The organism is Mycobacterium sp. SMC-17 (assembly GCF_045310915.1).
GTDB lineage: Bacteria > Actinomycetota > Actinomycetes > Mycobacteriales > Mycobacteriaceae > Mycobacterium.
In genome coordinates this window covers 1-25265 of sequence record NZ_JBJIAK010000036.1, presented here as the reverse complement: position 1 = coordinate 25265, position 25265 = coordinate 1, and the positions used below count along the sequence as shown (strand labels likewise).

Here is a 25265-nt window from a genome sequence, read left to right as displayed (position 1 = left end):
CGGGCCGGAGACGGGCGCCCCGCCCGTCAGGTCGCCTGCAGGACCAGCGGCGGACCGGGGTCCGGCGACAGCGGCACGTTCTCGCGCTGCATCAGCCAGGCCGCGATGTTGTGGAACAGCTGCGCCATCGAGTGGCCCGGCGTGCCGTCGGCATTGCGCTGCGGGTTGTTGGCCATGATCCCGACGACGTAACGCGGGTCGTCCGACGGCGCCATGCCGGCGAAGGTGATCCAGTAGTGGTCGTCGTCGTAGTAGCAGCCGCACGCCGGGTTGATCTGCTGGGCGGTACCGGTCTTGCCGGCCATCTGGTAACCCTCGACAGCGCCCGGCCAGCCGGTGCCCTGCTGGGTGCCGCGCGGGTCACGCTGGAGGGTCGCGCGGAACATGTTGCGCAGTGTCGCCGCGGTCTGCGGCGACACGACCTGCACGCCCTCGGGAGCCGCCTGGTCCTGGTGCGTGCCGTCGGCCGAGACGATCGACTTGACGATGCGCGGCGGGATGCGCAGGCCGTCGTTGGCGATGGCCTGGTACATGCCGGTCATCTGCAGCAGGGTCATCGAAAGGCCCTGTCCGATGGGCAGGTTCGCGAACGAGCTGCCCGACCACTGGTCGATCGGCGGGACCAGACCCGCGCTCTCCCCGGGCAGGCCCGAACCCGTGCGCTGGCCGAGGCCGAACTTCGTCAGCATGTCGGCGAAGCGCTCCGGGCCGACCCGCTGGGCCAGCATCAGGGTGCCGATGTTCGAGGACTTCCCGAAGATGCCGGTGGTGGTGTACGGGTCGGTGCCGTGGCCCCAGGCGTCGCGGATGGTGACACCACCCATGTTGTAGCTGCCCGGAACCTGAAGCACCTCATCGGGATTCGACAGCCCGAACTCGATGACCGACGCCGCGGTGACGATCTTGTTCACCGAGCCCGGCTCGAACGGCGACGTCGCAGGCAGGTTTCCCATCTGCTTGTCGTCCTGCCGGCTCAGCTCCTGGGCCGGATCGAAGGTGTTGTCGTTGGTCATGGCGAGGATCTCGCCGGTCTTCGAATCCAAAACCACCGCGGACACGTCGTGCGCGCCGGACATGTCCTTGGCCTGCTGCACCTGCTGCTGGACGTAGTACTGGATGTCGTTGTCGAGCGTGAGCTGGATGGTGGCGCCGTTGATCGCGTCGTGCCGGTCCCGGTAGCTGCCGGGGATCACCACGCCGTCCGAGCCGCGGTCGTAGGTGACCGAGCCGTCGGTGCCGGAAAGCTTTGCGTCGAAGGAATCTTCGAGGCCGAGCAGGCCGTGGCCGTCCCAGCCGATGTCGCCGACGACGTTCGCGGCCAGCGAGCCACCGGGGTACTGCCGGATGTCCTGCCGCTCCGCGCCGACCTCTGGGTACTTCTTGGTGATGGCGTCGGAGATCGCCGGGTCGACGGCCCGCGCCAGGTAGACGAACGAGTCGCGGCCGGTGATCTTCTTGGCCAGGGTCGCGGCATCGGGCTTGTTGTTCAGCAGGCCGGCCACGCCGACGGCGATCTCGTTGAGCCGCTTGTCGGGGTCCGGCGCCGCCGGGGTCTTGGCCTTGGCCTCGGTCAGCTGCTGACGGATCCGGTTCGGCTGGAAGGTCAGCGCGCGGGCCTCGATGGTGAACGCCAGCTTGGCGTTGTTGCGGTCGATGATGCTGCCGCGCACCGCCTTCTGCACGTCGGTGACCTTGAGCTGGCTGGCGGCCTCGGCGCGCAGACCGGCCGCCCGCGGGCCCTGCAGGAAGAACAACTGGACGGCCGCGGCCAGCAGCACCACCGCGATAACGATGTTGCCGGCCTTGTGCCGGAACCCGAACGAGCCGGTCCGCCCCTCGGGCACGACGGCCTCACGGGTCCGCCGGTCGTGCGCCGAATGCGGTTGCGCGGGACGCGGTTTGGCGGCCGGCCGCTTGCGGGGCGCGCCCGTCCGCGCGGCAGCGGTCTTGCGCGGTCGCGTGCCGCTCATGCGGGCAGACCGGGGGTGGGCTGCGCCGGCGCCGGGGCCGGGACCGGAGCGGGAGCCGGGGCCTGTGCCGGGGCTTGTGCGACCGGGGCTTGTGCGACCGGGGCTTGTGCGACGGGCGCCGGCAGCGCGGCCTCAGGCTGCAACGCCGGGCCGGGCAGCGTGCCCTGCCCAGGCACCGGGAGCGCCGGAGCCGCGGGCACGGGCGCCGCGAGGGCGGGCGCCGCGAGTACCGGAGCCGCGGGCGCCGGTGCGTGCACGACCTGCTCGCGCGGGTCGACCACGACGGGCGCCGGAGCGGCGGCCGGGGCCGGAACGCCGGCGGGGGCCGGAGCGGCACCCGGGACCGGAACAGCTGCGGGAGCCGGAACAGCTGGGACACCCGCCGGAGCGGGGGCGGGCGCGGCAGCAGGCGCCGGCTGCGGGGCGGGCGCGGCAGCCGGGGCCGGGCGCGGGGCCGCAGCCGGGGCGGGCGGGGCCGCTTCGGGCAGTGGCGTGTTCAGCGGAGGTGGCGGCACTCCCTGCGCCGGCTTCGGGCTGCCGACCAGCAGCCAGTTGCCGGTGGGGTCCTGCACCAGGTGCGCGGTGTCGCGCGACGGGATCATGCCGAGGTTGCGCGCCGCATCGGCCAGGGCCGGCGCCGCCTGCGCGACCAGCACATCCCGCTCGAGCGCCTCTTTCTGTTGCTGCAGAGCCTGATTGATCTCCTTGGCGCGGCCCAGCTCGTACGACCGTTCGGCCGCGGACGTCGACAGCCACAGCGTGACGCCCAGGCCCATGCCCAGTGCCCCGATGATCAGCACGACGAACGGCACCCGCGCGATCAGATGCCGCGGGTTGAGGTCCATCTCGGCGATGCGGATGAGCAGCCGCTCCCGCAGCGGGGTGCGAACAACCTTGGGCGCCTTGGCTTTCCGTGCCTTGGCGCGGGCCTTGGCCTGTGAGGCGCTCTTGGGTCGCGACGGCGCCGCCGTCGGCCGGGCGAACGGTGTGGTCTGCGGGCCGGCGCCGGTGGGCTTGGACCGCTGCGGCCGGACGTCGCGCTTGCCGCGCTTGACGCGCGCGTCAGTCTTGTTGTCGCGCTTGACTTCCCCCTTGCCACCCTCGCGACGCGATGCCGGGTCGCCGCCGCGGCGCGTCGTGCGGCGGCGCGGATCGGGGTCGGAGTCCCGTCGAGCATTGCCGCCGCGTACCGGTGCTGGCCGCTTTGCCATCACAGACCTCCCCTTGTGACAACTTTTTCCAGTGCGCGCAGGCGGACGGACGCGCTGCGCGGGTTCAATTCGAGTTCGTGTTCGTCGGCCCGCTCGGCGCCCCGGGTCAACGCGGTGAAGAGCGGCTCGTAGCCGGGCAGCTCCATGGGCAGGCCCTCCGGGGTACGCGATGCGATGGCATCGGTGAAGTACCCCTTGACGATTCGGTCTTCCAGCGACTGATACGCCTCGACCGCGATCCGGCCGCCGGGACGCAGCGCGTCCAGCGCGGCGGGAATCGCCGCCCGCAGGCAGTCCAGCTCACCGTTGACCTCGGTGCGCAGCGCCTGGAACGTCCGCTTGGCCGGATGCCCGCCCGTGCGACGGGCCGGGGCCGGGATCACCGCGTAGAGCAGCTCGACCAGCTCGGTCGTCGTGGTGAACGGGCGGCGGGCGCGCTCCCGGACGATCGCGCCGGCGATGCGCGAGGCGAACTTCTCCTCGCCGTACTCGCGCAGCACGCGGGTCAGTGCCTTGGCGTCGTAGGTGTTCAGGATGTCGGCCGCCGTCAGGCCCGAGGTCTGGTCCATGCGCATGTCCAGCGGCGCGTCCTGCGCGTACGCGAAACCACGCTCGGCCTGGTCGAGCTGCATCGAGGACACCCCGAGGTCGAACAGGATGGCGTCCAATTCGCCTGGCCGGTAACCGGATTGGGTCAGCGCCTCGTCGATGCCGTCGTACGGAGTGTGGACCAGGTGCACGCGGTCACCGAACGGCGCCAGGCGCTCCCCCGCGAGCCGCAGCGCGGTCTGGTCGCGGTCCAGGCCGATGAGCGTCACAGCGGGGAACCGCGTGAGGAAGGCTTCGGAGTGGCCACCGGCGCCGAGCGTCGCGTCGATCATGACGGCGCCGGCACCATCGGCGCTGACCCGGGTGAGGGCCGGGGCCAGCAGCTCGACGCAGCGGTCCAGCAGCACCGGAATGTGCGGCCGACGATCGGTCAACGCAACACCCCCAAAAGGCTTCAGCTGGTGGATTTGTGCGGCCCCTGCAGCGAGGTCTCTGTCCGAGTTCGCGAACCTGACGTTGGGGAAGTACGCCAGGGCCGGTTCGGGCAGAGGCCACGCTGCACGGGCCTGCAGGTCAAAGGGTGCTGCCGAGCGCTTCATCGCTTGCCGCGGAGAAGTTCTCTTCGTGAGTTTCTTGGTAGGTCTGCCAGGCCGCGGCGTCCCAGATTTCCAGGTAGTCGACCGCACCGATCACGACGCATTCCTTGGTCAGGCTCGCGTAGCGACGGTGGTCGGCCGACAGGGTGATGCGGCCCTGAGCGTCGGGGTGCTGCTCGTCGGCGCCTGCGGCGAAAACGCGCAGGTCGGCACGAGCGGCGGGGTCGTTCCGGGGAGTGCTCGCCACGCGGCGGGCGATCTCGGCTTCGAACTCGGCCCTGGGGTACACGGCGAGGCTGTGATCTGGACTTTTGGCGACCATCAACCCTCCTGCCAGTGCATCGCGGAACTTGGCGGGCAACGTCAGTCGCCCCTTGTCGTCGAGCTTCGGCGTGTAGGTACCCAGGAACATCAGGCACCTCCCACCACTCCGGAGTCCGGTTTCTCCGATGTCCGCCACATTACCCCACAATCCCCCACTTCTCTCCATCTCAAGTCTAAAAATCGCCTTATCTGCCCCACCTGACGCAGCAATCACGAGAGAACGGGAGCGGAGAACGGCCTCAAACGGCCAGGCTGACCGCCAAAATCCCAGTTGGCAGCCCATGTGGGAGATTGGTGGGGCATTGTGGGGAGCCGCGGAGCACAGCCCCTGAAAAATCGCGGCGCACATCGCCGCCGGCAAATTTCGCTACGGATCCGGCGTGTCGGGTGTCACACCACCCGGAACAGGCAAGAGCGCGCCGAAAACAAACCAGGCCGAGCGAAAAACAAAACAGGGGCAGCCGAATCGGCTACCCCTGCGTCACGCGTCCGCGTCTAGTCGTCGAACCTGCGACGGAACCGGTCTTCCATACGGTTGGTGAACGAGTTGCCCGCACGGGCCCGCTTGGACTTGCCACCCGCCGGGGACGACTTCTCCTTGGACAACACCCGGGGCCCGGTCACCGCGAACACGGCACCGGCAAACATCACCACGAAACCGATGACGCTCAGGATCGGCAGCTGGTTGATCCACAGAATCCGAAAGGCCACACCCAGCACCAGCAACGCCAGACCCAGGACGAACAGCCCTGCGCCCTGCACTCGCCGCCGCGCCGACGGCGCGTGCAGCGTGCCGCCCCGGACGCTCGAAGCGAACTTCGGGTCCTCGGCGTACAGCGCACTCTCGATCTGGTCGAGCATGCGCTGCTCATGATCGGAGAGTGGCATCCGCGCCTCCCAACTCACACCGCTGCCGGCAGCGGCTCCTGACGTCTGCACCCGTGGTCACGGATACCTAACAGTCATGATACGAGGTCACACAGACACGTACCACATACTTCAGACTCCCGAATTGTAAGACTGGGACGTCGGCCGGGCGACAGCGCCTGTTCAGCAACCCGACACCCGACTTCCCTGCCGCACCGAAAGGCTCACACCGTGGCGACGCTCCTGACCGATCTGTCGCCGGCTGACATGCAGTACCGCCTCGACGACGCACTGTCCGTCTACGTCGACGCGATGCGCTACCCACGGGGCACCGAACGCCAGCGGGCCGCCATGTGGCTGGAGCACACCCGCCGCGAAGGCTGGACGGGCGTCGCGGCGTTCGACGTCCCCACAGCCGACGAGGCGCCGGAGGCGGCACTGCGATCCGCCCCCATGCTCGGGGTCGCCTACGGGTACCGCGGCGCGCCCGATCAGTGGTGGTACCAACAGGTCGCGACAGGCCTGCGCCACGTCGGCACCCCCAGCGAACGCATCGACCAATTGATGAACGGGTATTTCGAGCTCACCGAACTGCACATCCACCCGCGGGCCCAGGGGCAGGGACTCGGCGAGGCGCTCACCCGCCGGCTGCTCGCCGGCGCCACGGAATCCCACGTCCTGCTGTCCACCCCGGAGATCCACGGCGAGGACAACCGGGCCTGGAAGCTGTACCGCCGGCTCGATTTCCACGACGTCATGCGCAGCTACTTCTTCCCGGGCGATCCCCGGCCGTTCGCCATTCTCGGCCGCGCCCTGCCACTGTGATCCATCCGGTGTGCCGCTGTCCCTGACGCGATCTGGCACGATAACGGCGTGAACCGCCGCCGCCACCTGCGTGCCTTGCTGCTGTTTCTGATGCTGCTCCCCCTGGCGGTCGGCTGCGTGCGCGTCCACACCTCGCTCACCATCTCGCCCGACGACCGGGTCTCCGGTCAGATCGTGGCCGCCGCGAAGGCCAAGAACGCGGACGACAAGGGTCCGCAGCTGACCAACAACCTGCCGTTCGCCCAGAAGGTCGTGGTCTCGGACTACCGCAAGGACGACTACGTCGGCTCCGAGGCGGTGTTCTCGGACCTGAACTTCTCCGAGGTGCCGCAGCTGGCCAACCTGAGCCGCGACTCGGCGGGTGCCGACATCTCCCTGCGCCGCGCCGGTGACCTGGTGATCCTCGAAGGCCGCGTCGACCTGACGACGCTGAGCGACCCGGAGTCCGACGTCACGCTGTCGGTGGCGTTTCCGGGCGATGTCACCTCGACCAACGGCGAGCGGGTGGCCAGCGACATCGTGCAGTGGAAGCTCAAGCCCGGCGTCGTGACCACCATGAAGGCCCAGGCCCGCTACACCGACCCGAGCGCGCGCTCGTTCACCACGGCCGCCATCTGGATGGCCATCCTGGCCTTCGCGGTCGCCGGCGTCATCGGCGGTCTCGCCTACTGGAGCCGCGACCGCTCACCCAAGTTCGCCGCCGTGTCCGATGAGTGACTTCGCCGCAGTGTCAGATGAGCGACTTCGCCGCAGTGTCCGACCGCCGGCCCGGCACCCTCTAATCTGAATGCACGATTTCGGGGTCAGGAGAGGGGACGCGCGCTGAGCGTCGATGCCGCAGGTCCGTCGGCTGGCGAGCTGGCGAATGCCATCACAGATCAACTGCGCGACTATCTCGCCGAGCGCCGGCGGGACAGCGCCTACATCGGCGACGCCTACGCCGATGTGACGGGGGCACTCGAAGAGTTCGTCCTACGTGGCGGCAAGCGCGTCCGTCCGGCCTTCGCGTACTGGGGCTGGCGCGCCGTCGCCCCCGATCCCGGCCACCCGGCCGACCCGGCGGTGCTGCGCCTGTTCTCCGCGCTGGAACTGCTGCAGGCGTGTGCCCTGGTCCACGACGACGTCATCGACTGTTCGGCCACGCGGCGCGGCCTGCCGACAGTGCACCGGCTGTTCGCCGACCGGCACCGCCAGCAGGGCTGGCGCGGGTCGTCCGAGCAGTTCGGGCTGTCCGCGGCGATCCTGCTCGGCGACCTGGCCCTGTCCTGGGCCGACGACATCATCGCGAACGCCGACCTGTCGGCCGACGCACGCCGCCGCGTCAACGAGGTGTGGGCGCACATCCGCACCGAGGTCCTCGGCGGGCAGTACCTCGACATCGTCGCCGAATCCAGTGGCGCCGACACCGTGGCCTCGGCCATGAACGTGAACCTCTACAAGACCGCGTCCTACACCGTCACCCGGCCGTTGCAGCTGGGCGCCGCGGCCGCCGCCGACCGGCCCGACGTGCAGAAAATCTTCCACGCGGTCGGCACCGACCTGGGCATCGCGTTCCAGCTGCGTGACGACGTGCTCGGGGTGTTCGGCGACCCGGCCGTCACGGGCAAGCCGTCGGGTGACGACCTGCGCTCGGGCAAGCGCACCGTGCTGCTGGCCGAGGCCGTGGAACTGGCCGAGACCTCCGACCCGGCCGCGGCGGCCCTGCTGCGGGACTTGATCGGCACCGATCTGACGGACGGCCAGGTCGGCGAACTCTGCGGCGTGATCGAGGCCGTGGGTGCACTGAGCGCCGTCGAGCAGCGCATCACGCTGCTCACCCAACGTGGACTGGACGCCCTCGCCGCCGCCCCCATCGACGAGGGCGCCAAGGCCGGCCTCACCGAGCTCGCCCGGCGGGCGTCCAACCGGTCCGCGTAGGCCACGATGTCGACCTCGACCACTGCTCCAGGGGCGCTGGCCCGGCTCACCGTGTTCGGGCGATCCGACGAGGGCCGCCCCGCGCTGCTCGGCTTCGCCGGCGCCATCCTGATCGCCCTGGGCGGCCTGGGCGCCGGCAGCACCCGGCAGCACGATCCCCTGCTGGAATCGATGCACCTGTCGTGGTTCCGGTTCGGCCACGGGCTGGTGCTGTCGTCGATCCTGCTGTGGACCGGCGTGGCCCTGATGCTGATCGCCTGGCTGGCGCTGGGCCGGCGCGTCGTGGACCGCACCGCCACCGACTACACCATGATCGCGACGACCGGCTTCTGGCTGGCGCCGCTGCTGCTGAGCGTGCCGGTGTTCAGCCGTGACACCTACTCCTACCTGGCGCAGGGCGCGCTGCTGCGCGACGGCCTCGATCCCTACCTCGTCGGCCCGGTCGACAACCCGAACTCGTTGCTGGACAACGTGAGTCCCATCTGGACCACCACCACCGCGCCCTATGGACCGGCCTTCATCCTGGTGGCCAAGTTCGTCACCATGATCGTCGGCGACCACGTCGTCGAGGGCACCATGCTGCTGCGGCTGTGCATGCTGCCCGGCCTGGTCATGCTGATCTGGGCGGCGCCCCGAGTGGCCCGCCACGTCGGCGCCAACAGCGCTGCCGCCCTGTGGATTTGCGTCCTCAACCCGCTGGTGATCATCCATCTCATGGGTGGCGTCCACAACGAGATGCTGATGGTCGGCCTGATGATGGCCGCCATCGCGCTGACCTTCGAACGGCATCCGATCGCCGGCGTCAGCGTGATCGCCCTCGCGGTGGCGGTGAAAGCGACCGCGGGACTGGCACTTCCGTTCATGGTGTGGGTCTGGATGCGCCAGTTGCGCGAACGGCACCCGTGGGGCCAGGTCCGCGCGTGGCTGGCGGCCACCGCGGCGTCGGGCGCGATCTTCACCGTCGTGTTCGCCGTGGTGACGGTGGCGGCCGGCGTCGGGCTCGGCTGGCTTACGGCACTGGCCGGTTCGGTCAAGATCGTCAACTGGCTGACCATCCCGACGGCCGTGGCCAACCTGATCCACGCCATCGGCGGACTGTTCACCACCGTCAGCTTCTACGCGGTGCTGGACGTCACCCGCATCATCGGTATCGCGATCATCGCGATCTCACTGCCCTTGCTGTGGTGGCGATTCCGGCACACCGACCGGGAAGCGCTGATCGGCATCGCGCTGGTGATGGCCGTCGTGGTGCTGTTCGTGCCCGCCGCGCTGCCCTGGTACTACACCTGGCCGCTGGCGATCGTCTCGGCGCTGGCGCAGAGCCGCTCGGCCGTCGCCGCGATCGCCGGGTTCTCGACCTGGATCATGGTGATCTTCAAACCCGACGGATCGCACGGCATGTACTCGTGGCTGCACGTCATCCTGGCGACGGGATGCGCTGTGGCCGCGTGGTACTCACTGGCCCACGCGCCGGAGCCGAAGACGACGGCTGCCGAGCCGGCTAGTACGCCATAGCCTGGGCGCGCCGCAGCACTTCCCTGGCCTGGTGCGAATGCAGCGCGTCGACCGGACGCGCGTTGACGACGCGCTCGGTGGTGCCGTCGCGCGTCAGCGTCAGCGACTCGTCGGCGGTGAACAGCCACCGCACGATGTCGGTTTCGTGGTAGCCACCGTCGCGCAGCACGACGAGCAGGCCCGGCAGCTGCTTGACCACGTGCCCTTTGGCGTCGAAGAAGATCTTGGGCACCACGATGGCACCGTTCCGGCGCACTCCGAGGAGGTGTCCGTCCCGCAGCTGCTGGTGCACCTTGGTCACCGGGATACCCAGCATCGATGCCACTGTGGGAAGGTCGTAGACCGCTTCATCGGGATCGATAACGTCCTCGGCGGCCGGAATGCTGCTCACCCAGGAGATTCTAGAGCCGTACGATTGCCAGGTGCAGCCATCCCGACAACCGGACCCACTTATCGGTGCGGTGCTGGACGGGCGATACCGCGTGGATGCACCGATCGCCAGTGGCGGCATGTCCACGGTGTACCGCGGCCTGGACACCCGGCTCGACCGCCTGGTGGCACTCAAGGTCATGGATTCGCGGTACTCCGGCGATCAGCAGTTCCTGACGCGCTTCCAGCGCGAGGCCCGCGCCGCCGCCGGCCTGAAAAGCCCTGGGCTGGTGGCGGTTTACGACCAGGGATTCGACGGCCGGCACCCGTTCCTGGTCATGGAACTCGTCGAGGGCGGAACGCTGCGCGAGTTGCTGCGCGAGCGTGGCCCGATGCCGCCGCACGCCGTGGCGGCCGTGCTGGCTCCGATGCTCGACGGCCTGGCAGTGGCTCACGAGGCCGGCCTGGTGCACCGCGACATCAAGCCAGAGAACGTCCTGATCTCCGACAGCGGTGAGGTCAAGATCGCCGACTTCGGGCTCGTGCGTGCCGTCGCTGAGGCCAAGATCACGTCGACGAGCGTCATCCTCGGCACCGCGGCGTACCTCTCCCCCGAACAGGTCAGCACCGGCGACGCCGATCCGCGCAGCGACGTCTACTCCGTCGGCATCCTGGCCTACGAGCTGCTGACCGGCACCACGCCGTTCACCGGCGACAATCCGCTCAGCGTCGCCTATCAGCGGCTGGACCAGGACGTGCCGCCGCCGAGTTCGGCAATCGCCGGTGTGCCAAAGCAATTCGACGACCTGGTGGCCTGCGCGACGGCCCGCCTGGCCGACGACCGCTACCTGGATGCCGGCGACATGGCGGCCGAACTCGCCGCGATCGTCACCGACCTCGGTCTGCCCGAATTCCGGGTGCCGGCACCGACGAACTCGGCGCAACACACCGCGGCGGCCGCACAGCGCGGCCGGGCCGAGCGCACCACGGTCGCGACGGGCCGGGCGGCAGCCCCGAAGCCGGCACCGCAGCACACCCTGCAGTTCACGATGGACCCCGCGATGGACCCCGCACTGCTCGAATCACCGGTGGTGACAAAACAATTCGCCGGGATCGACCTCGACGACTTCGCCTGGGCGCGGCAGCGGTCGCGGCGCGCCGTGCTGTTCTGGCTCATCGCGGTGCTGACGCTGACCGCGTTGGTCGCCGCCGGCGCGTGGACCCTCGGCACCAACATCGACGGGCTGTTCTAGAAACGCCGAATGGCCACCTGCCGCACGGGTTTCGGGTGAAAACCATGCGCCGGGTGGCCATTCGGCGGGGTGCAGCTAGTCGCGCAGCATCTCCGCGACGAGGAACGCCAACTCCAGGCTCTGCTGGGTGTTCAGGCGCGGGTCGCAGGCCGTCTCGTAGCGGCCGGCCAGGTCGTCGTCGGAGATATCCTGCGCGCCACCAAGGCATTCGGTGACGTTCTCGCCGGTGATCTCGACGTGGATGCCGCCCGGGTGGGTGCCCAGCGCGCGGTGCACCTCGAAGAAGCCCTGCACCTCGTCGACGATGCGGTCGAAGTGGCGGGTCTTGTAGCCCGTCGAGCTCTCGTGGGTGTTGCCGTGCATGGGGTCGCACTGCCAGATGACCTGGTGGCCGGAGGCCTCCACCTTCTGGATGATGCCCGGCAGCACGTCGCGCACCTTGCCGTTGCCCATTCGACTGACCAGCGTGAGCCGGCCCGGAATGTTGTGCGGGTCAAGGCGTTCCACGTACTCGACCGCCATCTCGGGCGTCGTCGTCGGGCCGATCTTGATGCCAATCGGGTTGGCGATGGTCTCGACGAACGCGATGTGCGCGTGGTCGAGCTGACGGGTGCGCTCGCCGATCCAGACGTAGTGCGCCGACAGGTCGTACAGGCGCGGCTCGTCGAACTCGGTGGACAGCCGCAGCATCGCGCGCTCGTAGTCGAGCACCAGGGCCTCGTGGCTGGCGTAGATCTCGGCGGTCTGCAGGTTGCGGTCGTTGACGCCGCAGGCCGTCATGAAGTTCAGGCCGCGGTCGATCTCGGCCGCCAGCGCCTCGTACCGGGCACCCGCCGGCGAGGTCCGCACGAACTCACGGTTCCACTCGTGCACCTGCTGCAGCGACGCCAGGCCCGACGAGGTCAGCGCCCGCACCAGGTTCATCGCGGCGCTCGCGTTGGCGTAGGCCCGCACCAGGCGCGACGCGTCGTGCACGCGCACCGCGGGATCCGGGTCGAAACCGTTGACCATGTCGCCGCGGTAGGACGTCAGGCCCAGCGAGTCGGTGTCCGACGAACGCGGCTTGGCGTACTGCCCCGCGATGCGGGCCACCTTGACCACCGGCATGCTGGCGCCGTACGTCAGCACGACGGCCATCTGCAGCAGGGTCCGGATGTTGGCCCGGATGTGCGGCTCGGTGTTGTCGACGAACGTCTCGGCGCAGTCACCGCCCTGCAGCAGGAACGCCTTGCCCTGCGCCACGTCGGCCAGCTGCAGCTTGAGCTTCTCGATCTCGGACGGCACGGTGATGGGCGGCACGCTCTCGAGCACCTTGCGCATCGCAGCAGCCTGGTCCGCAGGCCAGCTGGGCTGCTGCGCGGCCGGACGGGACAGCGCGTCGGCAAGGCGCGTGCGCAGGTCCTCGGGCAGCGGGGGCAGCTCGGGCAGCTGGTCGATGGGTACGTCGACGGTCCAGTTCACGTGTCTATGGTACCGGCGCCGACCAGCGACTATTTACCCACCAAAACGGCACCGATCTACGGATTCGGGACTGCCGGGAGAAAACCGGGCCCGGTGCGCGACTATTGACGATGTGGAGTGCGAGATTGCCCGGGAGGCGCTGTCCGCGCGGATGGACGGCGAGCACGAACCCGTCCCCGCGCGCCGCGTCGACGAGCACCTGGCGTCCTGCCCCGAGTGCCGGCAGTGGCAGGACGAGCTGGACAGCCAGATGCAGCTGCTGCGCGGGCTGATCGCCGCCGACCGCACCCGGATCACCGCCGTGGCCGACACGGTCTCGCAGACCGCGCTCCCCGAAACCCGCCCCGGCCTCGACTGGCTGCGCATCGGCCTCGCGGTGGTGGGCGCCATCCAGATCGTCCTGGCCGTGCTGCAGGCGGCGGGCGTCAGCATCGGCGTGCACGTCGGGCATGCCGCGGGCGGACATGTGGTCAACGAGTCGACGGCGTGGTCCGTCGCACTCGGCGTCGGCATGTTGGTCGCCGCCGCCCGCCCGACCGCGGCGATGGGCCTGGCGATCGTCGGCGGCGTGTTCACCCTCGTGCTCACCGGCTACGTCGTCGTCGACGGACTGACCGGAGCAGTCGGTGCGGTCCGCATGCTGAGCCATCTGCCGGCGCTGGCCGGGGTGGTGCTGACGGTGCTGGTGTGGCGCCGCCATGCCGGCGAGCCGCCGCGGCCGGACCGCGACGCGGCACCCACGCTCGACGACATCACGCTGCCGGACAACGCCTCCCGCGGCCGCCGCCGGGGCCACCTGTGGCCCACCGACGGCAATGCGGCCTAGATCATCACGGCGAACATGATCGCCATGCCGGCCGCCGCCATGACCTGGCACGCCACGGCGAACCACAGGCGGGCCGGGGCGTCGGGGGGCTCCTGCCGCACCGTGAAGTAGCGGATGGCCCACCACAACGCAGCGGCCCCGAACAACGCGGTGACCACCCAGTTCACGGCGTCGACCCACGCCGACGGGTGCCCGCAGCCGCCCATCGGGCCCGCATGCGCCGGCGTCCCGGACATGTCCATGCCCGGCATGGACGGCATCGACGACGCCGACTGCGACGCCTCGGCCGCGGTCCCGGCGCACTGACCGGGCAGCACCCGCCCGTCCATCACGGCGTACATCCACGCCATCGCCAGCATCATCACCGCGTGATAGCCGTCGGCCACCCGATGGCCGGAGCGCACCACCAAGAGGACCGCGAACCAGCCGGCCGCCAGCAGGAAGAACACCAGCGGCGGCCGGTTGGGCACGCCCATCCCGGCCGGCCACGCCATGACGAGCATCGCCACGGCCATCACCAGGTGCAGCGCGCGGCTGGTCTGGTCGGCCCACGTCCGGTTCTCGCGGGCCGTGACGAGGGCGTAGACGCACTGGGCCGCGCTGAACAGGAACAGCCCGGTGACGAGCAACCGGAGCCAGATGTCCGCGATCACCGCGTCGCCTGCCGCCGGCGGCGCCAGCCCAGTGCCACGTCGACCATGACGAACAGGGCCAGCGTGAGGCCGAACAACGGGGCGAAGCACCCGACACCGGCGAGAACCAGCACCAGCAGCGCCGCCTCGTAGGGCCGCAGCGCCGACAGCGCACCGCGCCGTTGCCCGGTCGGCAGGGTGAAACCGGCGCCGCGGGTCGGCCGCCGTCGCCACCACATCCGGTATCCCAGCACGATCCCGACGATCATGGCGAGAGCGACCGCGATCAGCGCCAGCTGATTGACCAAGCCGAACAGCACGCCCATGTGCAGGTCGATGACCCAGTCGGTCATCTTGGCCATCAGCGGCCACTCGGCGAAGTCGAGGCGCGCCGTCACGGCGTTCGTGGTGGGGTCGACGACGATCGCGTCGTACTGCGTCGGCCAGTCACGCTTGCGTTCGGCGACCTGCCAGCCCTGGCCGGCCGTCGTCGGCGGATACATCCACATCGGTGTCCGCAGGTGGGCATCGTGGGCGACCTGCAGCGCCGCGTCGGCGCCGCGCAGCGCGGTGGCCTCATCGAGCGTCGCGCCGGCGGCCTGCCCCGGCAGTGCGGTGTCGACGGACGGGCTGGTCCAGCTCAGCTGCGTCCGCAACTGGGCCACGTTCTCCCCCGCGAACCGCGACCACGTCATGCCCGACACCGCCAGCAGCGCGACCGCCGCGAGAATCCAGACCCCGAGGGTGCCGTGCCACGACAGCAGCCGACGTCGCCCGGTCGCCCGCACATCCGGGACGACGAGCCGCCGCGGCTGTCCCCGGTTGTGCCCGATCCACAGCAGCAGACCCACACCGGCGATCACCCACGACCAACTGGCCGCCAGCTCGCTGTAGTTCCGGCCGAAGGCCCCGAGGTGCAGGTTGCGGTGCAGTTCGTCGAACCAGGCCCGCACCGGCAGCCACTGGCCGTAGGTGGTCAGGGCGCCGCGGACCGCGCCCGTATACGGGTCGACGAACACCGTGCGCGCGTAGTCGGCGGGGACGTCGTCGACCGCGAGCGTCACCTGCGTCGTCTCGTCCGGCGCGGCCGGCGGCCGGATGCTGGTGACGGTGCCCTCCGGGTGCGCGGCACGGACGGCCGACAGCTGGGCGGTCAGCGGCAGCTGCCGGTCGCCGACGTGGTCGACGGTGAGCTCGTGCCGGTACACGGCACTGTCGATCTGCGGTATCACCGCGTACAGCAGCCCGGTGACGGCGGCGATCAGGATGAACGGCGCGACGAACAGGCCGGCGTAGAAGTGCAGCCGCAGCAATGCCGGGCGGAAGCGCTTCCACGCCGACGGATCGGACGCGACGGCAACGTCCGATTCGGGCAGTTGGGTGTGACTCACAACTTGTATTGGTCGGCCCGCGGCGCCAGGAGTTCCTGCGCCCGGAAAATTTCTACGACACCTGGTCGTAGACTGGGCGTGATCAGTTCTTCAGGTGGAAGGCCGGTATTTCGATGGGCTCGGACCGGGCGGGCAGGATCACGCTGCCGCTGTTGGGTTATCTGGCCGCGGTCGCCGCCTTGGTCACCTACGCACTCATCTCGAGCGACCAGCGCTTCGTCGCGACCGGCGACAGCTACCCCGGCACGTTCACCGCTGTGGCCGAACCGGTCGGCTACTTCACGGCCGTCCTCGCCGCCGCGATCTGCCTCGGCGGCCTGCTGTACATCGTGACCACCGCCCGGCCCGACTCCAAGGGCGTCATCGACCCGCCCACTTACCGCATCCACCTTGTGCTGGAACGGGTTTCGCTGGTCTGGCTGGTCGCCGCGGCGTTCATGGTGGTGGTGCAGGCAGCGACCGACGCCGGCGCGCCGGCCCTGCGGCTGGTCGAGAGCGGCCGGCTGGGTGAGGCCATCGGCGCGTCCGAGATGGCCCGTGGCTGGATCGCCGCCACCCTGTGCGCCGCCCTCGTGGCGCTGACGCTGCGGTTCAGCGTGCGGTGGATCGCCATGGTCGTGCTGTTGCTCCCGAGCGTGATCGGCGTCCTGGCGCTGCCGGTGACCGGCAATGCCAGCGAAGGGCCGGACCACGACTACACGACCAGCGCGGTCATCGTGTTCGCGGTGGCGCTGGCCGTGCTGGCCGGTACCAAGATCGCGGCCGTCATCAGCCCGCCGGCCGCCGACCTCTACCGGCGCGTGCTGATCATCCAGGTGGCCTGCGGCACCGCGGCCCTGATCTACGGCGTGCTGCTGCTGGCCGAACAACTCGGCCCGCCCGGACTGACGGGCAGCGATTACGGACGGTGGGCCATCGTCGCGGCGATCGCGCTGGCGGCGTCGTGGATCACCGATGCCGCGGCGCTGCGCCGCGCCAAGCCGTCCCGGCTGGCGACCTGCCTGCCCGCGCTCACGGCGCTCGCCGCGGTGTCCGCGATGGCGGTGCAAACCGCGCCGCGCCTGCTGCACCACAAGTACACGACCTGGGACGTCTTCCTCGGCTACGAGCTGCCCGACCCGCCGAATGTGGTTCGGCTGCTGACGGTCTGGCGGTTCGACACGTTCATCGGCATCGGTGCGCTGGTGCTTGCCGGCGCCTATCTCTACGCCTACCTGAAGCTGCGGCGCCGCGGCGACGAGTGGCCGGTGGGCCGGTTGCTCGCGTGGCTGATCGGCTGCGCGGCACTGCTTTTCACCAGTAGCTCGGGTGTGCGGGCCTACGGCTCGGCGATGTTCAGCGTCCACATGGGCGAGCACATGACGCTCAACATGTTCGTCCCGGTGCTCCTGGTGCTGGGCGGCCCGGTGACCCTGGCGCTACGCGCCCTGCCCCCGGCCGGCGAGGGCGCCCCGCCCGGACCCCGCGAATGGATCCTGTGGCTCGTGCACTCGAAAGTCACCGCCGCTCTGTCGAATCCGATCGTGGCGTTCGTGCTGTTCGTCGCGTCGCTGTACGCGGTGTACTTCACCCCGATCTTCAACACGCTCGTCCGCTACCACTGGGGCCACGAGTTGATGAGCGTGCACTTCCTGCTGGTCGGCTACCTCTTCTACTGGGGCATCATCGGCATCGACCCGGGCCCCAAGCGCCTGCCGTTCCTCGGCCGGCTCGGATTGTTGTTCGCGGTGATGCCTTTTCACGCGTTCTTCGGCATCGCGACCATGACCATGACCGACACCATCGGCGGACCGTTCTACAAGTTCGTCGGCCTGCCGTGGCTCTCGAGCATCGGCGCCGACCAGCACCTCGGCGGCGCCATCGCGTGGGGTTCGAGCGAACTGCCCGTGATCCTGGTGGTCATCGCCCTGGTGGCACAGTGGGCGCGGCAGGATCGCCGCGCCGCCTCCCGCGCCGACCGGCACGCCGACGCGGACTATGCCGACGACGACCTGGATGCCTACAACGCGATGCTGCGCGAGCTGGCGCGCCAGCGCGGTCAGCAGTAACCCCGACGTCAACCAGTGATTTGTGCACGATTTTCCGCGTCACGCGCGGAAAATCGTGCACAAATCACTTGAAGTTGCGCAGGCGCAGGCTGTTCGACACCACGAAGAACGACGAGAAGGCCATCGCCGCGCCGGCGATCAGCGGGTTCAGCAGCCCGGCGGCGGCCACCGGGATGGCGGCGATGTTGTAGCCGAAGGCCCACACCAGGTTCAACTGGATGGTGCGCATGGTCGCCTTGGCCAGGTCCAGGGCCTGCGGCACCGAATCCAGGCTGTCGCGGACGAGGATGATGTCGGCGGCGCCGATCGCGACGTCCGTGCCGCGGCCGATGGCCAGGCCCAGATCCGAGCAGGCCAGCGCCGGGCCGTCGTTGATACCGTCACCGACCATCGCGACCATGCGGCCGCGGTCGCGCAGCTGCTGGATGACGTCGACCTTGCCGTCCGGCAGCACATCGGCGATGACGTCGTCGATCCCCACCGCGGCACCCACCGCGGCGGCGGCCGCCGGGTTGTCGCCGGTCAGCAGGATGGTCTTCAGCCCACGTTCGTGCAGTGCCGCGATGGCACCCGCCGCCGATTCGCGCACCGCGTCAGCGACCGCGATGGCACCGCACAGCTCGTCGTCGACGGCCACGAAAACCACTGTCTCGCCGCGGGATTCCGCGCCGCGCCGGGCTTCCGCGAGGGCCGCGGGCACCGCGGCCCGGCCGGCCGCCCAGGCCGGCTTGCCGATGCGCACCTCGCGCTCCCCCACGGTGCCGACGACGCCGCGACCGGGAACAGCCTGGAAATCAACGACTTCCGCATGCTCGGGCGCCGACGTGGTGATGGCCACCGCGACCGCGTGTTCGGACGCCGACTCCACCGCCGCGGCGAGGGCCAGCACGTCGTCGGACTCCCAGCCGTCGGCAGCCGTGACCGCGGTGACGGCCAGGTGCCCGGTGGTCAGGGTGCCCGTCTTGTCGAAGACGACGGTGTCGACGGCCCGGATCGCCTCGAGCGAGCGGTGCCCTTTGAGAAAGATGCCGAGCTGGGCGCCGCGTCCGGACGCCACCATCATCGCCGTCGGCGTGGCCAGGCCCAGCGCGCACGGGCACGCGATGACCAGAACCGCCAGCGCGGACGCGTAAACCTTGTCGGGGCCGGCCCCGGCCAGCGCCCAGCCCAGCGCGGTCAGCGCGGCGATGGCGAAGACGCACGGCACGAACACCGAGGCGATGCGGTCGGCGAGGCGCTGCGACTCGGCCTTCTGCGCCTGCGCTTCCTCGACCAGTCGCACCATGCCGGCGAACTGGGTGTCGGCGCCGACCGCGGCGGCCTCGACGATCAGGCGTCCGTCGAGCACGATCGTGCCGCCGATGACGCTGCTGCCGGGCGTCGCGCGCACCGGCTTGGCCTCGCCCGTCATCACGCTGGTGTCGACGGCGGCCGAGCCCTCGACCACGAGTCCGTCGGCCGCGATGGTCTGACCGGGGCGCACCACGAACTTCTGTTGCTCGGCGAGCTCCTCGGCCGGGATCACCATTTCGGTGCCGTCGGCGAGCAGGACCGTGACGTTCTTCGCGCTGAGGGCCGCGAGCGCGCGCAACGCACTGCCTGCCTTGGACTTGGCGCGGGCCTCGAAGTAACGGCCCGCCAGCACGAACACCGTGACGCCGGCGGCGACCTCGAAGTAGATCGCGTCGCTGCCGACGAGGGCCTGCCAGATGCCGGTGGCCTCGGTGGCGTGGTGTCCGAAGAAGACCGTGTAGAGCGACCAGACCGTGGCCGCGGACACGCCGACCGAGATCAGGGTCTCCATGGAGACCGCACGATTGCGGGCATTGCGCAACGCGACGCGGTGGAACGGCCAGGCGGCCCACGTCACGACCGGCAGCGCCAGCGCCGTGAGCACCCACTGCCAACCGGTGAAACGGGTGCTGGGGACGACGGCGAACATCACCGACAGATCGGCGAGCGGAACGAACAGCACCGCGGCCACCAGCAGGCGGCGCAGCAGGTAGTGGGCGTGCGACAGATCCTCGTCGTCGCGGTCGCCGGCGATCACGCCGGAGCGGGGCTCGGCGTCGTAACCGGCCTTGCGGATCGCGTCGCACAGCTCGGAATCGGCGATCTCGGGAAGGGCGTCGACCGTGGCCACGCGGGTGCCGAAGTTCACCGAGGCGCGGACACCCGGCATCTTGTTGAGCGTCCGCTCGACTCGCGCGGAGCAGGCGCCGCACGTCATGCCGGTCACGTCGAGCTGCACCCGGCGCGCGGCCGCACTGTCGTCGGCAGCTGCGGCAGCGTCGACCGCGCTGCCGACCGCTGTGCTGGCCGTCATCATCCTCCTATTGTCCCCCGGTCGTGTCCTGCGCTGTGCGGGCTACCAAATCAATGGTCGGACGTGCCCGGCTGTGAGTTCCCGGCAACCGTCGCATATGGTCGGCCTGTGAACAGCCGCGGCGACGACGACGAGGTGACCCGCCTCGCATTGGCGGCCGGCCGGGGCGATCGCGCCGCATTGGAGCAGTTCATCAAGGCTACCCAGCGCGATGTCTGGCGCACTGTCGCCTACCTCGACGAGCCCGGCAGCGCCGACGATCTGACGCAGGAGACCTACCTGCGCGCCCTCGGCTCGCTGCCCCGGTTCCGCGGCCGGTCGACGGCCCGCACCTGGCTGTTGTCGATCGCGCGCCGCGTCGTCGTCGACCACATCCGGCGCAAGCAGTGCCGGCCGCGCAGCAGCGCCGCCATCGAGCCCGAGACCGTCATCGACATGCACCAGCCGACCGCCCGGTTCGAGGACATCGTCGAAATCCGCATGCTGCTCGACGGCGTCGACGCCGACCGCCGGGAAGCGCTGCTGCTGACCCAGGTGCTGGGCCTGTCCTACGCCGAGGCCGCCGAAATCTGTGGCTGCCCCGTCGGCACCATCCGCTCCCGGGTCGCCCGGGCCCGCGACGATCTGCTGCGGGCGGGGAATCAGGACCAGAGCGCGGGCTGAGTCGCTGCGAAATTGGCGGGCCTGACCTGACGTAGGGCGCCATAGACTGAACCCCACAACAGTGCGGGGAGGTCAACTGCTGTGGGTGCATTGGATGCCTTCAATGCGATTTGGGGCCAAACGCGGGCTACGTTCGGTGAGGGCGTCCCGGTGGACGGCAGCGGATACGACAAGAGCTCCCAATTCCGCGACCTCCAATCTCAAACTCAGTCGGCTGCGCCGGGTTCTCACTGGACCGGCTCAGCGTCCGATGCGTACGCCGACGCCAACGACGCCCGCGCCCGTAAGTTCGGCCGCATGGCCGAACTCGATCAGAAAATGGGTGTGGAGATCACCCGCTCGGCCGATGCCGTGTTAGCAGGTCGGCGACAATTAGACGCAGTACGCCAATGGGTGAACGATGCGGCCGCCGGTTTGCCAAAAACCGCCGCTGGAGACGCACAGCTGTTCTCGGTGGTTTCTAAAGGCAGCAGCGAGATCTCCGAGATTATTCGACGCACGCACAATGAAATGGCGTCTATCGCGGGGCGAGTAGATATCCTCAAAGCCGGTTGGGACGAGCTAGGCGGCGATCCGAAGGATAAAGGCCCCGGCGACAAAGATGGCGTCGACAAACTCACGGGCGAGAAGGATGACGACGCTCGCCGGAGAGCGGAAAAAGATGTGCATGACGCGCTGGCCGGCGACCAGAAAGCTGCGAAGCGGGTCGGTGATGTACTCGACACGATCAAGCCAGGACAGCCGCTGAGTCCCGAACAAGGCTCGTATCTCAGTCAGATGCAGGCTCAGCAGAACGGCATGAGCATCAAAGATCTCAAGGCCGCAGAACAACGCCTCGGCGACCAAAAGGGCATCATCGCCAATTCCTGGCAATTGATGAGCAACGACAAGGTGCAGTTCCCGAAGACTCCACTACACCCGGGCGACCTCGACAACCCGAACGATATGACGAAGGGTGGATTTAACAATCTTCCACAAAGCGTACAGACAGCGATAAAATCGCCTGGCGCAGAATATATAGACCAAATGCACGATATTTCGGGAATTGTCAAGGATGGCAATTCCTCGCTACAAGCGGGAACCAGTTTGGATCGGGAAATGCTCAACAAAGCCGATCGAATAATGGATACCCCCATTTGGGAGCACGACCCGGCGAGCGTCAAGGGCGAGGGTGAACGTGACCCATGGATCGATCCCGCGGTTTCCAGCATTTTCGAGTCGGCGGGCCGCGACCATACTGCGGTATCCGACCTCGTCACCAGCAACAAAGGCAACGATTTCATCCACGACATCACCACTCATGCCTGGAAGGACAACGGTGCTGCGGCGGGATCGTTGTTCAGTTGGACAAACGAGGAGGCGAATGGTCCGAATTCCGATATTGCCGCCAAAACTGCCCACGCCTACGCCAACTACGTCGGCGTGCATGGTGGAGAGTTACTCAATCTTCCCGGTCACCACAGCCTCGGCGAGATGGATCCAAAGTTGGTACAGAGCATGGCTCATGGACTCCTGCCCTACCAGTCCGACATGGTAGGCGAGAATAAGCATGGCTTCGAACCACTGGACCAACTCGGCAGCAATCTACATAACACCCGATCACTGTTCGCGGTAATGGACTCGAATCCCGACGCAGCCAAAGAATTCAATGCCCATGCGTACAAAACTGCCATGGACTACGAAAAATCATTCGCCGAAGCCGCAAAAACGGATCCGAATATTACCGGTACAAGCCCCCATCGAGCCGACCTCGACAGAGCGGGTCGACTAATCGGCCTCGTTGATGCCGGAGTTTTCATGGAAGTACAGCAGCACGGCAACAATACCCAGGCAAGTGCATTTGACCGCGCACATGACGCGTGGGAGATGAAGAAGTTGGCTTGGGACGTGGTTGGCGAGAACCTTCCGGGGTTCGACCGCGCGCATTCGGCTTTCCAAGACGCGATGATCGGTAAAGAGCCGAAAATCGACAGTTTCCCCGGGGACTACTCCACCCCTGACATTGACACCCCAAGCGGCAGCCAGGGATTGGGGAACGCGTCCACCCAAGTCGCATACACAGTCGCAGCTCAGCTGGTACACACACCGAATGCTGACATCGGGCCCGAGTACTTCACCAACAACGGTTCCGGAGTGTTGATGACGCCTGCCGAAGTTCGAGCGAAATACGGAGAAGCCGGATGGTCCGATTATTCTGCCGCGCTAGAACGCTACTTCGCGAATCAACAACGTTCTCTCGATTCGTCGATTATAAATTTCGGCAAGAATTACCACGCACCGTTGGATCAAATCCCTCCCGCCAGGAAGTAGCAATCACTTGCTAAATGTTCGCTACGGTCATCGGTGGTTTGCGGCAGTATTCGCAACCCTCGTATTCGTGCCTGGGTGTTCTCATCCGCCGTCCGCACCGGACCTGCCCGGGGATTCCGACCCGAAATCCATACACCAGATCGCCCCCGGCCCGGCCGGGCAAAAGTTCCTGAAATCAGTCTCCACATACAAATGGGGCGATCAATCCAATCGCGTCACCGCTTGGTTCCAATGGATACCCGCGGCCGCAACCGGACCCAACCCTGATGACCGGGCACTCGCGGCCGAGACGGCTCACACCATTGCGACCTACCTCGCCGCCAATTCGGATTCTCTCGAGCAGCTGGGCAACGAAAACCCAGGCCTCACTCAGAGCTACACGCTGGCTATCGTCCCGTACCTCGGAAGCCTGGTCACCGAGGATCAACTGACACCCCAGTTTCCACCGCTGGATGCACTCGACAGCGCAATGCCCAAAACTCGCAGTTTGCTTGCGGTCCTCGCCAGCGACCCGACAAGCTCATTGATACTCGGGCAGGCGATCGACCGGCAGGTAGCCAGGTATCAGGACAGCTTGTCTGAAGTCATCCGGCGTCAGCCGGGCGCATCGAAAGCGCTGAGCGAGCCTGTGGCGGCCGTCGCGCGCCTGACCGCACTTGCCGCGACAGCCGGTGTGCGCTCCGTTGACCCGAACTCCGGCTGGTCCCAGGGAATCGAAGAAACCGAACTGAACTACCTCTTCGCCCGCGCGACGGCGACCGGACCGAATGCCGACATCTCGCCCAAGTACTTCACGAACAACAGCGAATTGATGTCACCATCACAGGTCCGGCTGCAGTTCGGTGAAGCGGCTTGGGCGGAGTACTCCGCCATGATCTCCGCATTCACCAGTCGTATTCCGGATCAGCGCGCAGCGATCGATGATTTCGGCCGCGTGAGCCGCACGATCCGAGCAGGAGCTCCTCCGCGGTAGGCCCCGGGCGAGAGCGTCGGCCGACCCACCGCGGAACCCACACTGCCGCGCGTCCGACCAACTCTGCGAAACTGGTCTACAGACTGAACGGAGTTCGGCTTGTCCACCCGCCACGCGATCGATCTCGAGCACACCCTGAGCGCCATCGGGCGCCGGGTGTTCGACGAGGTCTGGATCGGTCCCGCCCGCCGCTACCCCACCGCCGTCGCGATCGTCGTGCTGGTGCTGTCTGCCGGGGTCAGCTGGTCGGAATCACATCGGTGGGTACTGAAGGTCGTCGCCATCCTGTTCACGCTGGCCGCGATTGCATCGGCAACGGCGCTGTGGCGCAAGCGGTTTCGCGTTTGTTGCGCGGCGCTGTACCTGTCGGGCGTGGCCACGGCCGCCGGGTTCGGCGCGGTCTGGTGGTGCCAGACGTCACCGGCGCGAGTCTCGGTGTGGTGGCCGCTGGCCGGTTTCGTCGCTGCCGCGGTGCTGGCCGTCTGCTGGCTGGGTGTGGTGCTGACGCCGCTGGAACGGTCCCAGCCCGACATGCGGTTCAAGCCCGCCGGGAACTGAAGCCCCCTTTCGTACGACCAATGACAGCGTGATCGCCGACTCTGCCCTGCGCTGGGCGCTGACTGCCGTGTTCGCGGTGGCCGCGCTGCTGTTCGTGGGTGCCGGACGGCGGGTGCCCGGACAGCGTGGCGTCGGGGTGCTGCATGCGCTGGCCTCGGTGGGCATGATCGCGATGCTCTGGCCGGCGGGCATGCAGGTGTCGCCGCTGCTGTACGTGCTGGTGTTCACCGCCGGGGCGCTGTACTTCGCCTACCTGGCCCTGTTCGGCTTCGAGCTACCGCACCCCGTCTACCACTGCACGATGATGGCCGCGATGGCACTGATGGGCCTGCTGATGGCGCCCAATGCGGGCGTTCCGGTGGCTGCGGCCGGTTCGACAGCTCAAGCCTCCGGTCACCACAGCGCCCACCTGGGTCACGGCGCCGTCGCCGTGACTCCCCCCGGCTGGTTCACCGTGGTGTGCATCGTGCTCGCGATCGGATTCTGCGCCGCCGCGCTGTGGTGGTTCTACCTGCTGGTGCGCGGGCCGAAGCGCCCGTACGCCGACCTGCTCATGGCGCTCGGCATGAGCGCCGCCTTCGCCGTCATGGCCGTCTGACCCTCTCGAAAGGACTCTCAATGACCGTGTCAAGCCGCCGCAGTGGCGATTTGGGGCGTGTCGGGGTGCCAGGTCCGGTTGTC

General features: G+C 68.5%; 22 protein-coding genes. 12 read left to right on the top strand and 10 right to left on the bottom strand.

Annotated elements, in window-relative coordinates; translation table 11 throughout:
• Positions 1–26 precede the first annotated feature (26 nt).
• The 5 genes from ACJH7A_RS20950 to ACJH7A_RS20930 all read right to left on the bottom strand — a co-directional run bounded on the left by ACJH7A_RS20950 (position 27) and on the right by ACJH7A_RS20930 (position 5538).
• Positions 27–1970 carry a penicillin-binding protein 2 gene (locus tag ACJH7A_RS20950; protein WP_212812071.1) on the bottom strand — a complete coding sequence of 648 codons (1944 nt, stop codon included), beginning with the start codon at positions 1968–1970 and terminating at the stop codon, positions 27–29.
• Positions 1967–3181 carry a hypothetical protein gene (locus ACJH7A_RS20945; protein WP_406802648.1) on the bottom strand — a complete coding sequence of 405 codons (1215 nt, stop codon included), beginning with the start codon at positions 3179–3181 and terminating at the stop codon, positions 1967–1969. Before ACJH7A_RS20945 ends, ACJH7A_RS20950 begins: the two co-directional genes overlap by 4 nt.
• Entirely contained in the window at positions 3181–4302 is a 1122-nt protein-coding gene (gene rsmH, locus ACJH7A_RS20940) for a 16S rRNA (cytosine(1402)-N(4))-methyltransferase RsmH (RefSeq protein WP_244872956.1), read from the bottom strand. Before rsmH ends, ACJH7A_RS20945 begins: the two co-directional genes overlap by 1 nt.
• A 1-nt stretch (position 4303) precedes the next feature.
• Entirely contained in the window at positions 4304–4738 is a 435-nt protein-coding gene (gene mraZ / locus ACJH7A_RS20935) for a division/cell wall cluster transcriptional repressor MraZ (protein ID WP_020103613.1), read from the bottom strand.
• Between the two features lie 407 nt (positions 4739–5145).
• Positions 5146–5538 (bottom strand): DUF3040 domain-containing protein, encoded by a 393-nt coding sequence (locus ACJH7A_RS20930; protein WP_406775659.1) that lies wholly within the window; start codon positions 5536–5538, stop codon positions 5146–5148.
• Positions 5539–5748: 210 nt separating this feature from the next.
• Between ACJH7A_RS20930 and ACJH7A_RS20925 the strand changes: the two genes are divergently transcribed.
• The 4 genes from ACJH7A_RS20925 to ACJH7A_RS20910 all read left to right on the top strand — a co-directional run bounded on the left by ACJH7A_RS20925 (position 5749) and on the right by ACJH7A_RS20910 (position 9774).
• Complete coding sequence (locus ACJH7A_RS20925; RefSeq protein ID WP_212812074.1) at positions 5749–6342, top strand: N-acetyltransferase; 594 nt, start codon at positions 5749–5751, stop codon at positions 6340–6342.
• A 90-nt stretch (positions 6343–6432) separates the two neighbouring features.
• A complete protein-coding gene (locus ACJH7A_RS20920; protein ID WP_406775668.1) occupies positions 6433–7059 on the top strand; it encodes an LppM family (lipo)protein in 627 nt (208 codons plus the stop codon).
• A gap of 141 nt (positions 7060–7200) precedes the next feature.
• Positions 7201–8259, top strand: coding sequence for a bifunctional (2E,6E)-farnesyl/geranyl diphosphate synthase (gene idsA2, locus ACJH7A_RS20915; RefSeq protein ID WP_064858727.1), 1059 nt, complete (start codon positions 7201–7203; stop codon positions 8257–8259).
• Positions 8260–8265: 6 nt separating this feature from the next.
• The gene (locus tag ACJH7A_RS20910; RefSeq protein WP_406775660.1) at positions 8266–9774 is read left to right on the top strand and encodes an alpha-(1->6)-mannopyranosyltransferase A; all 1509 of its coding nucleotides are present in this window, start codon (positions 8266–8268) and stop codon (positions 9772–9774) included.
• On the opposite strand, the gene ACJH7A_RS20905 is transcribed toward ACJH7A_RS20910, so the two are convergent.
• On the bottom strand, positions 9761–10165 hold the full coding sequence (locus ACJH7A_RS20905; RefSeq protein ID WP_406775661.1) for an Rv2175c family DNA-binding protein: 405 nt from the start codon (positions 10163–10165) through the stop codon (positions 9761–9763). The two genes, ACJH7A_RS20910 and ACJH7A_RS20905, sit on opposite strands and share 14 nt — an antisense overlap.
• On the opposite strand from ACJH7A_RS20905, the gene ACJH7A_RS20900 reads away from it, so the two are divergent.
• Positions 10155–11396 (top strand): protein kinase domain-containing protein, encoded by a 1242-nt coding sequence (locus tag ACJH7A_RS20900; protein ID WP_318985157.1) that lies wholly within the window; start codon positions 10155–10157, stop codon positions 11394–11396. The genes ACJH7A_RS20905 and ACJH7A_RS20900 overlap by 11 nt on opposite strands.
• 75 nt (positions 11397–11471) lie before the next feature.
• On the opposite strand, the gene ACJH7A_RS20895 is transcribed toward ACJH7A_RS20900, so the two are convergent.
• A complete protein-coding gene (locus ACJH7A_RS20895; RefSeq protein ID WP_020103604.1) occupies positions 11472–12857 on the bottom strand; it encodes a class II 3-deoxy-7-phosphoheptulonate synthase in 1386 nt (461 codons plus the stop codon).
• Positions 12858–12969: 112 nt separating this feature from the next.
• On the opposite strand from ACJH7A_RS20895, the gene ACJH7A_RS20890 reads away from it, so the two are divergent.
• Positions 12970–13683, top strand: coding sequence for a zf-HC2 domain-containing protein (locus ACJH7A_RS20890; protein WP_212812078.1), 714 nt, complete (start codon positions 12970–12972; stop codon positions 13681–13683).
• Here the strand turns inward: ACJH7A_RS20890 and ACJH7A_RS20885 are convergent.
• Both ACJH7A_RS20885 and ACJH7A_RS20880 read right to left on the bottom strand, forming a co-directional pair.
• On the bottom strand, positions 13680–14336 hold the full coding sequence (locus ACJH7A_RS20885) for a DUF5134 domain-containing protein (protein ID WP_406775662.1): 657 nt from the start codon (positions 14334–14336) through the stop codon (positions 13680–13682). The two genes, ACJH7A_RS20890 and ACJH7A_RS20885, sit on opposite strands and share 4 nt — an antisense overlap.
• Positions 14333–15706 carry a PepSY-associated TM helix domain-containing protein gene (locus ACJH7A_RS20880; protein ID WP_406802647.1) on the bottom strand — a complete coding sequence of 458 codons (1374 nt, stop codon included), beginning with the start codon at positions 15704–15706 and terminating at the stop codon, positions 14333–14335. The genes ACJH7A_RS20885 and ACJH7A_RS20880 overlap by 4 nt, the downstream gene beginning before the upstream one ends.
• Before the next feature lie 113 nt (positions 15707–15819).
• Here ACJH7A_RS20880 and ACJH7A_RS20875 point away from each other — a divergent pair, with 113 nt between their 5' ends.
• Positions 15820–17754 (top strand): cytochrome c oxidase assembly protein, encoded by a 1935-nt coding sequence (locus tag ACJH7A_RS20875; protein ID WP_406802646.1) that lies wholly within the window; start codon positions 15820–15822, stop codon positions 17752–17754.
• Between the two features lie 64 nt (positions 17755–17818).
• On the opposite strand, the gene ACJH7A_RS20870 is transcribed toward ACJH7A_RS20875, so the two are convergent.
• Positions 17819–20083: a heavy metal translocating P-type ATPase gene (locus ACJH7A_RS20870; protein WP_371824533.1), complete on the bottom strand. Its 2265-nt coding sequence runs from the start codon at positions 20081–20083 to the stop codon at positions 17819–17821.
• 105 nt (positions 20084–20188) lie between these two features.
• Between ACJH7A_RS20870 and sigC the strand changes: the two genes are divergently transcribed.
• The 5 genes from sigC to ACJH7A_RS20845 all read left to right on the top strand — a co-directional run bounded on the left by sigC (position 20189) and on the right by ACJH7A_RS20845 (position 25182).
• The gene (gene sigC / locus ACJH7A_RS20865; RefSeq protein WP_029105716.1) at positions 20189–20743 is read left to right on the top strand and encodes an RNA polymerase sigma factor SigC; all 555 of its coding nucleotides are present in this window, start codon (positions 20189–20191) and stop codon (positions 20741–20743) included.
• 81 nt (positions 20744–20824) lie between these two features.
• A complete protein-coding gene (locus tag ACJH7A_RS20860; RefSeq protein WP_406802645.1) occupies positions 20825–23053 on the top strand; it encodes an EspA/EspE family type VII secretion system effector in 2229 nt (742 codons plus the stop codon).
• 67 nt (positions 23054–23120) lie between these two features.
• Entirely contained in the window at positions 23121–24026 is a 906-nt protein-coding gene (locus tag ACJH7A_RS20855) for a hypothetical protein (RefSeq protein ID WP_212812083.1), read from the top strand.
• Positions 24027–24125: 99 nt separating this feature from the next.
• Positions 24126–24584, top strand: coding sequence for a hypothetical protein (locus ACJH7A_RS20850; protein WP_064858735.1), 459 nt, complete (start codon positions 24126–24128; stop codon positions 24582–24584).
• A 28-nt stretch (positions 24585–24612) separates the two neighbouring features.
• Positions 24613–25182, top strand: a complete 570-nt coding sequence (locus ACJH7A_RS20845) for a DUF5134 domain-containing protein (RefSeq protein WP_212812084.1) — start codon at positions 24613–24615, stop codon at positions 25180–25182.
• Positions 25183–25265 lie beyond the last annotated feature (83 nt).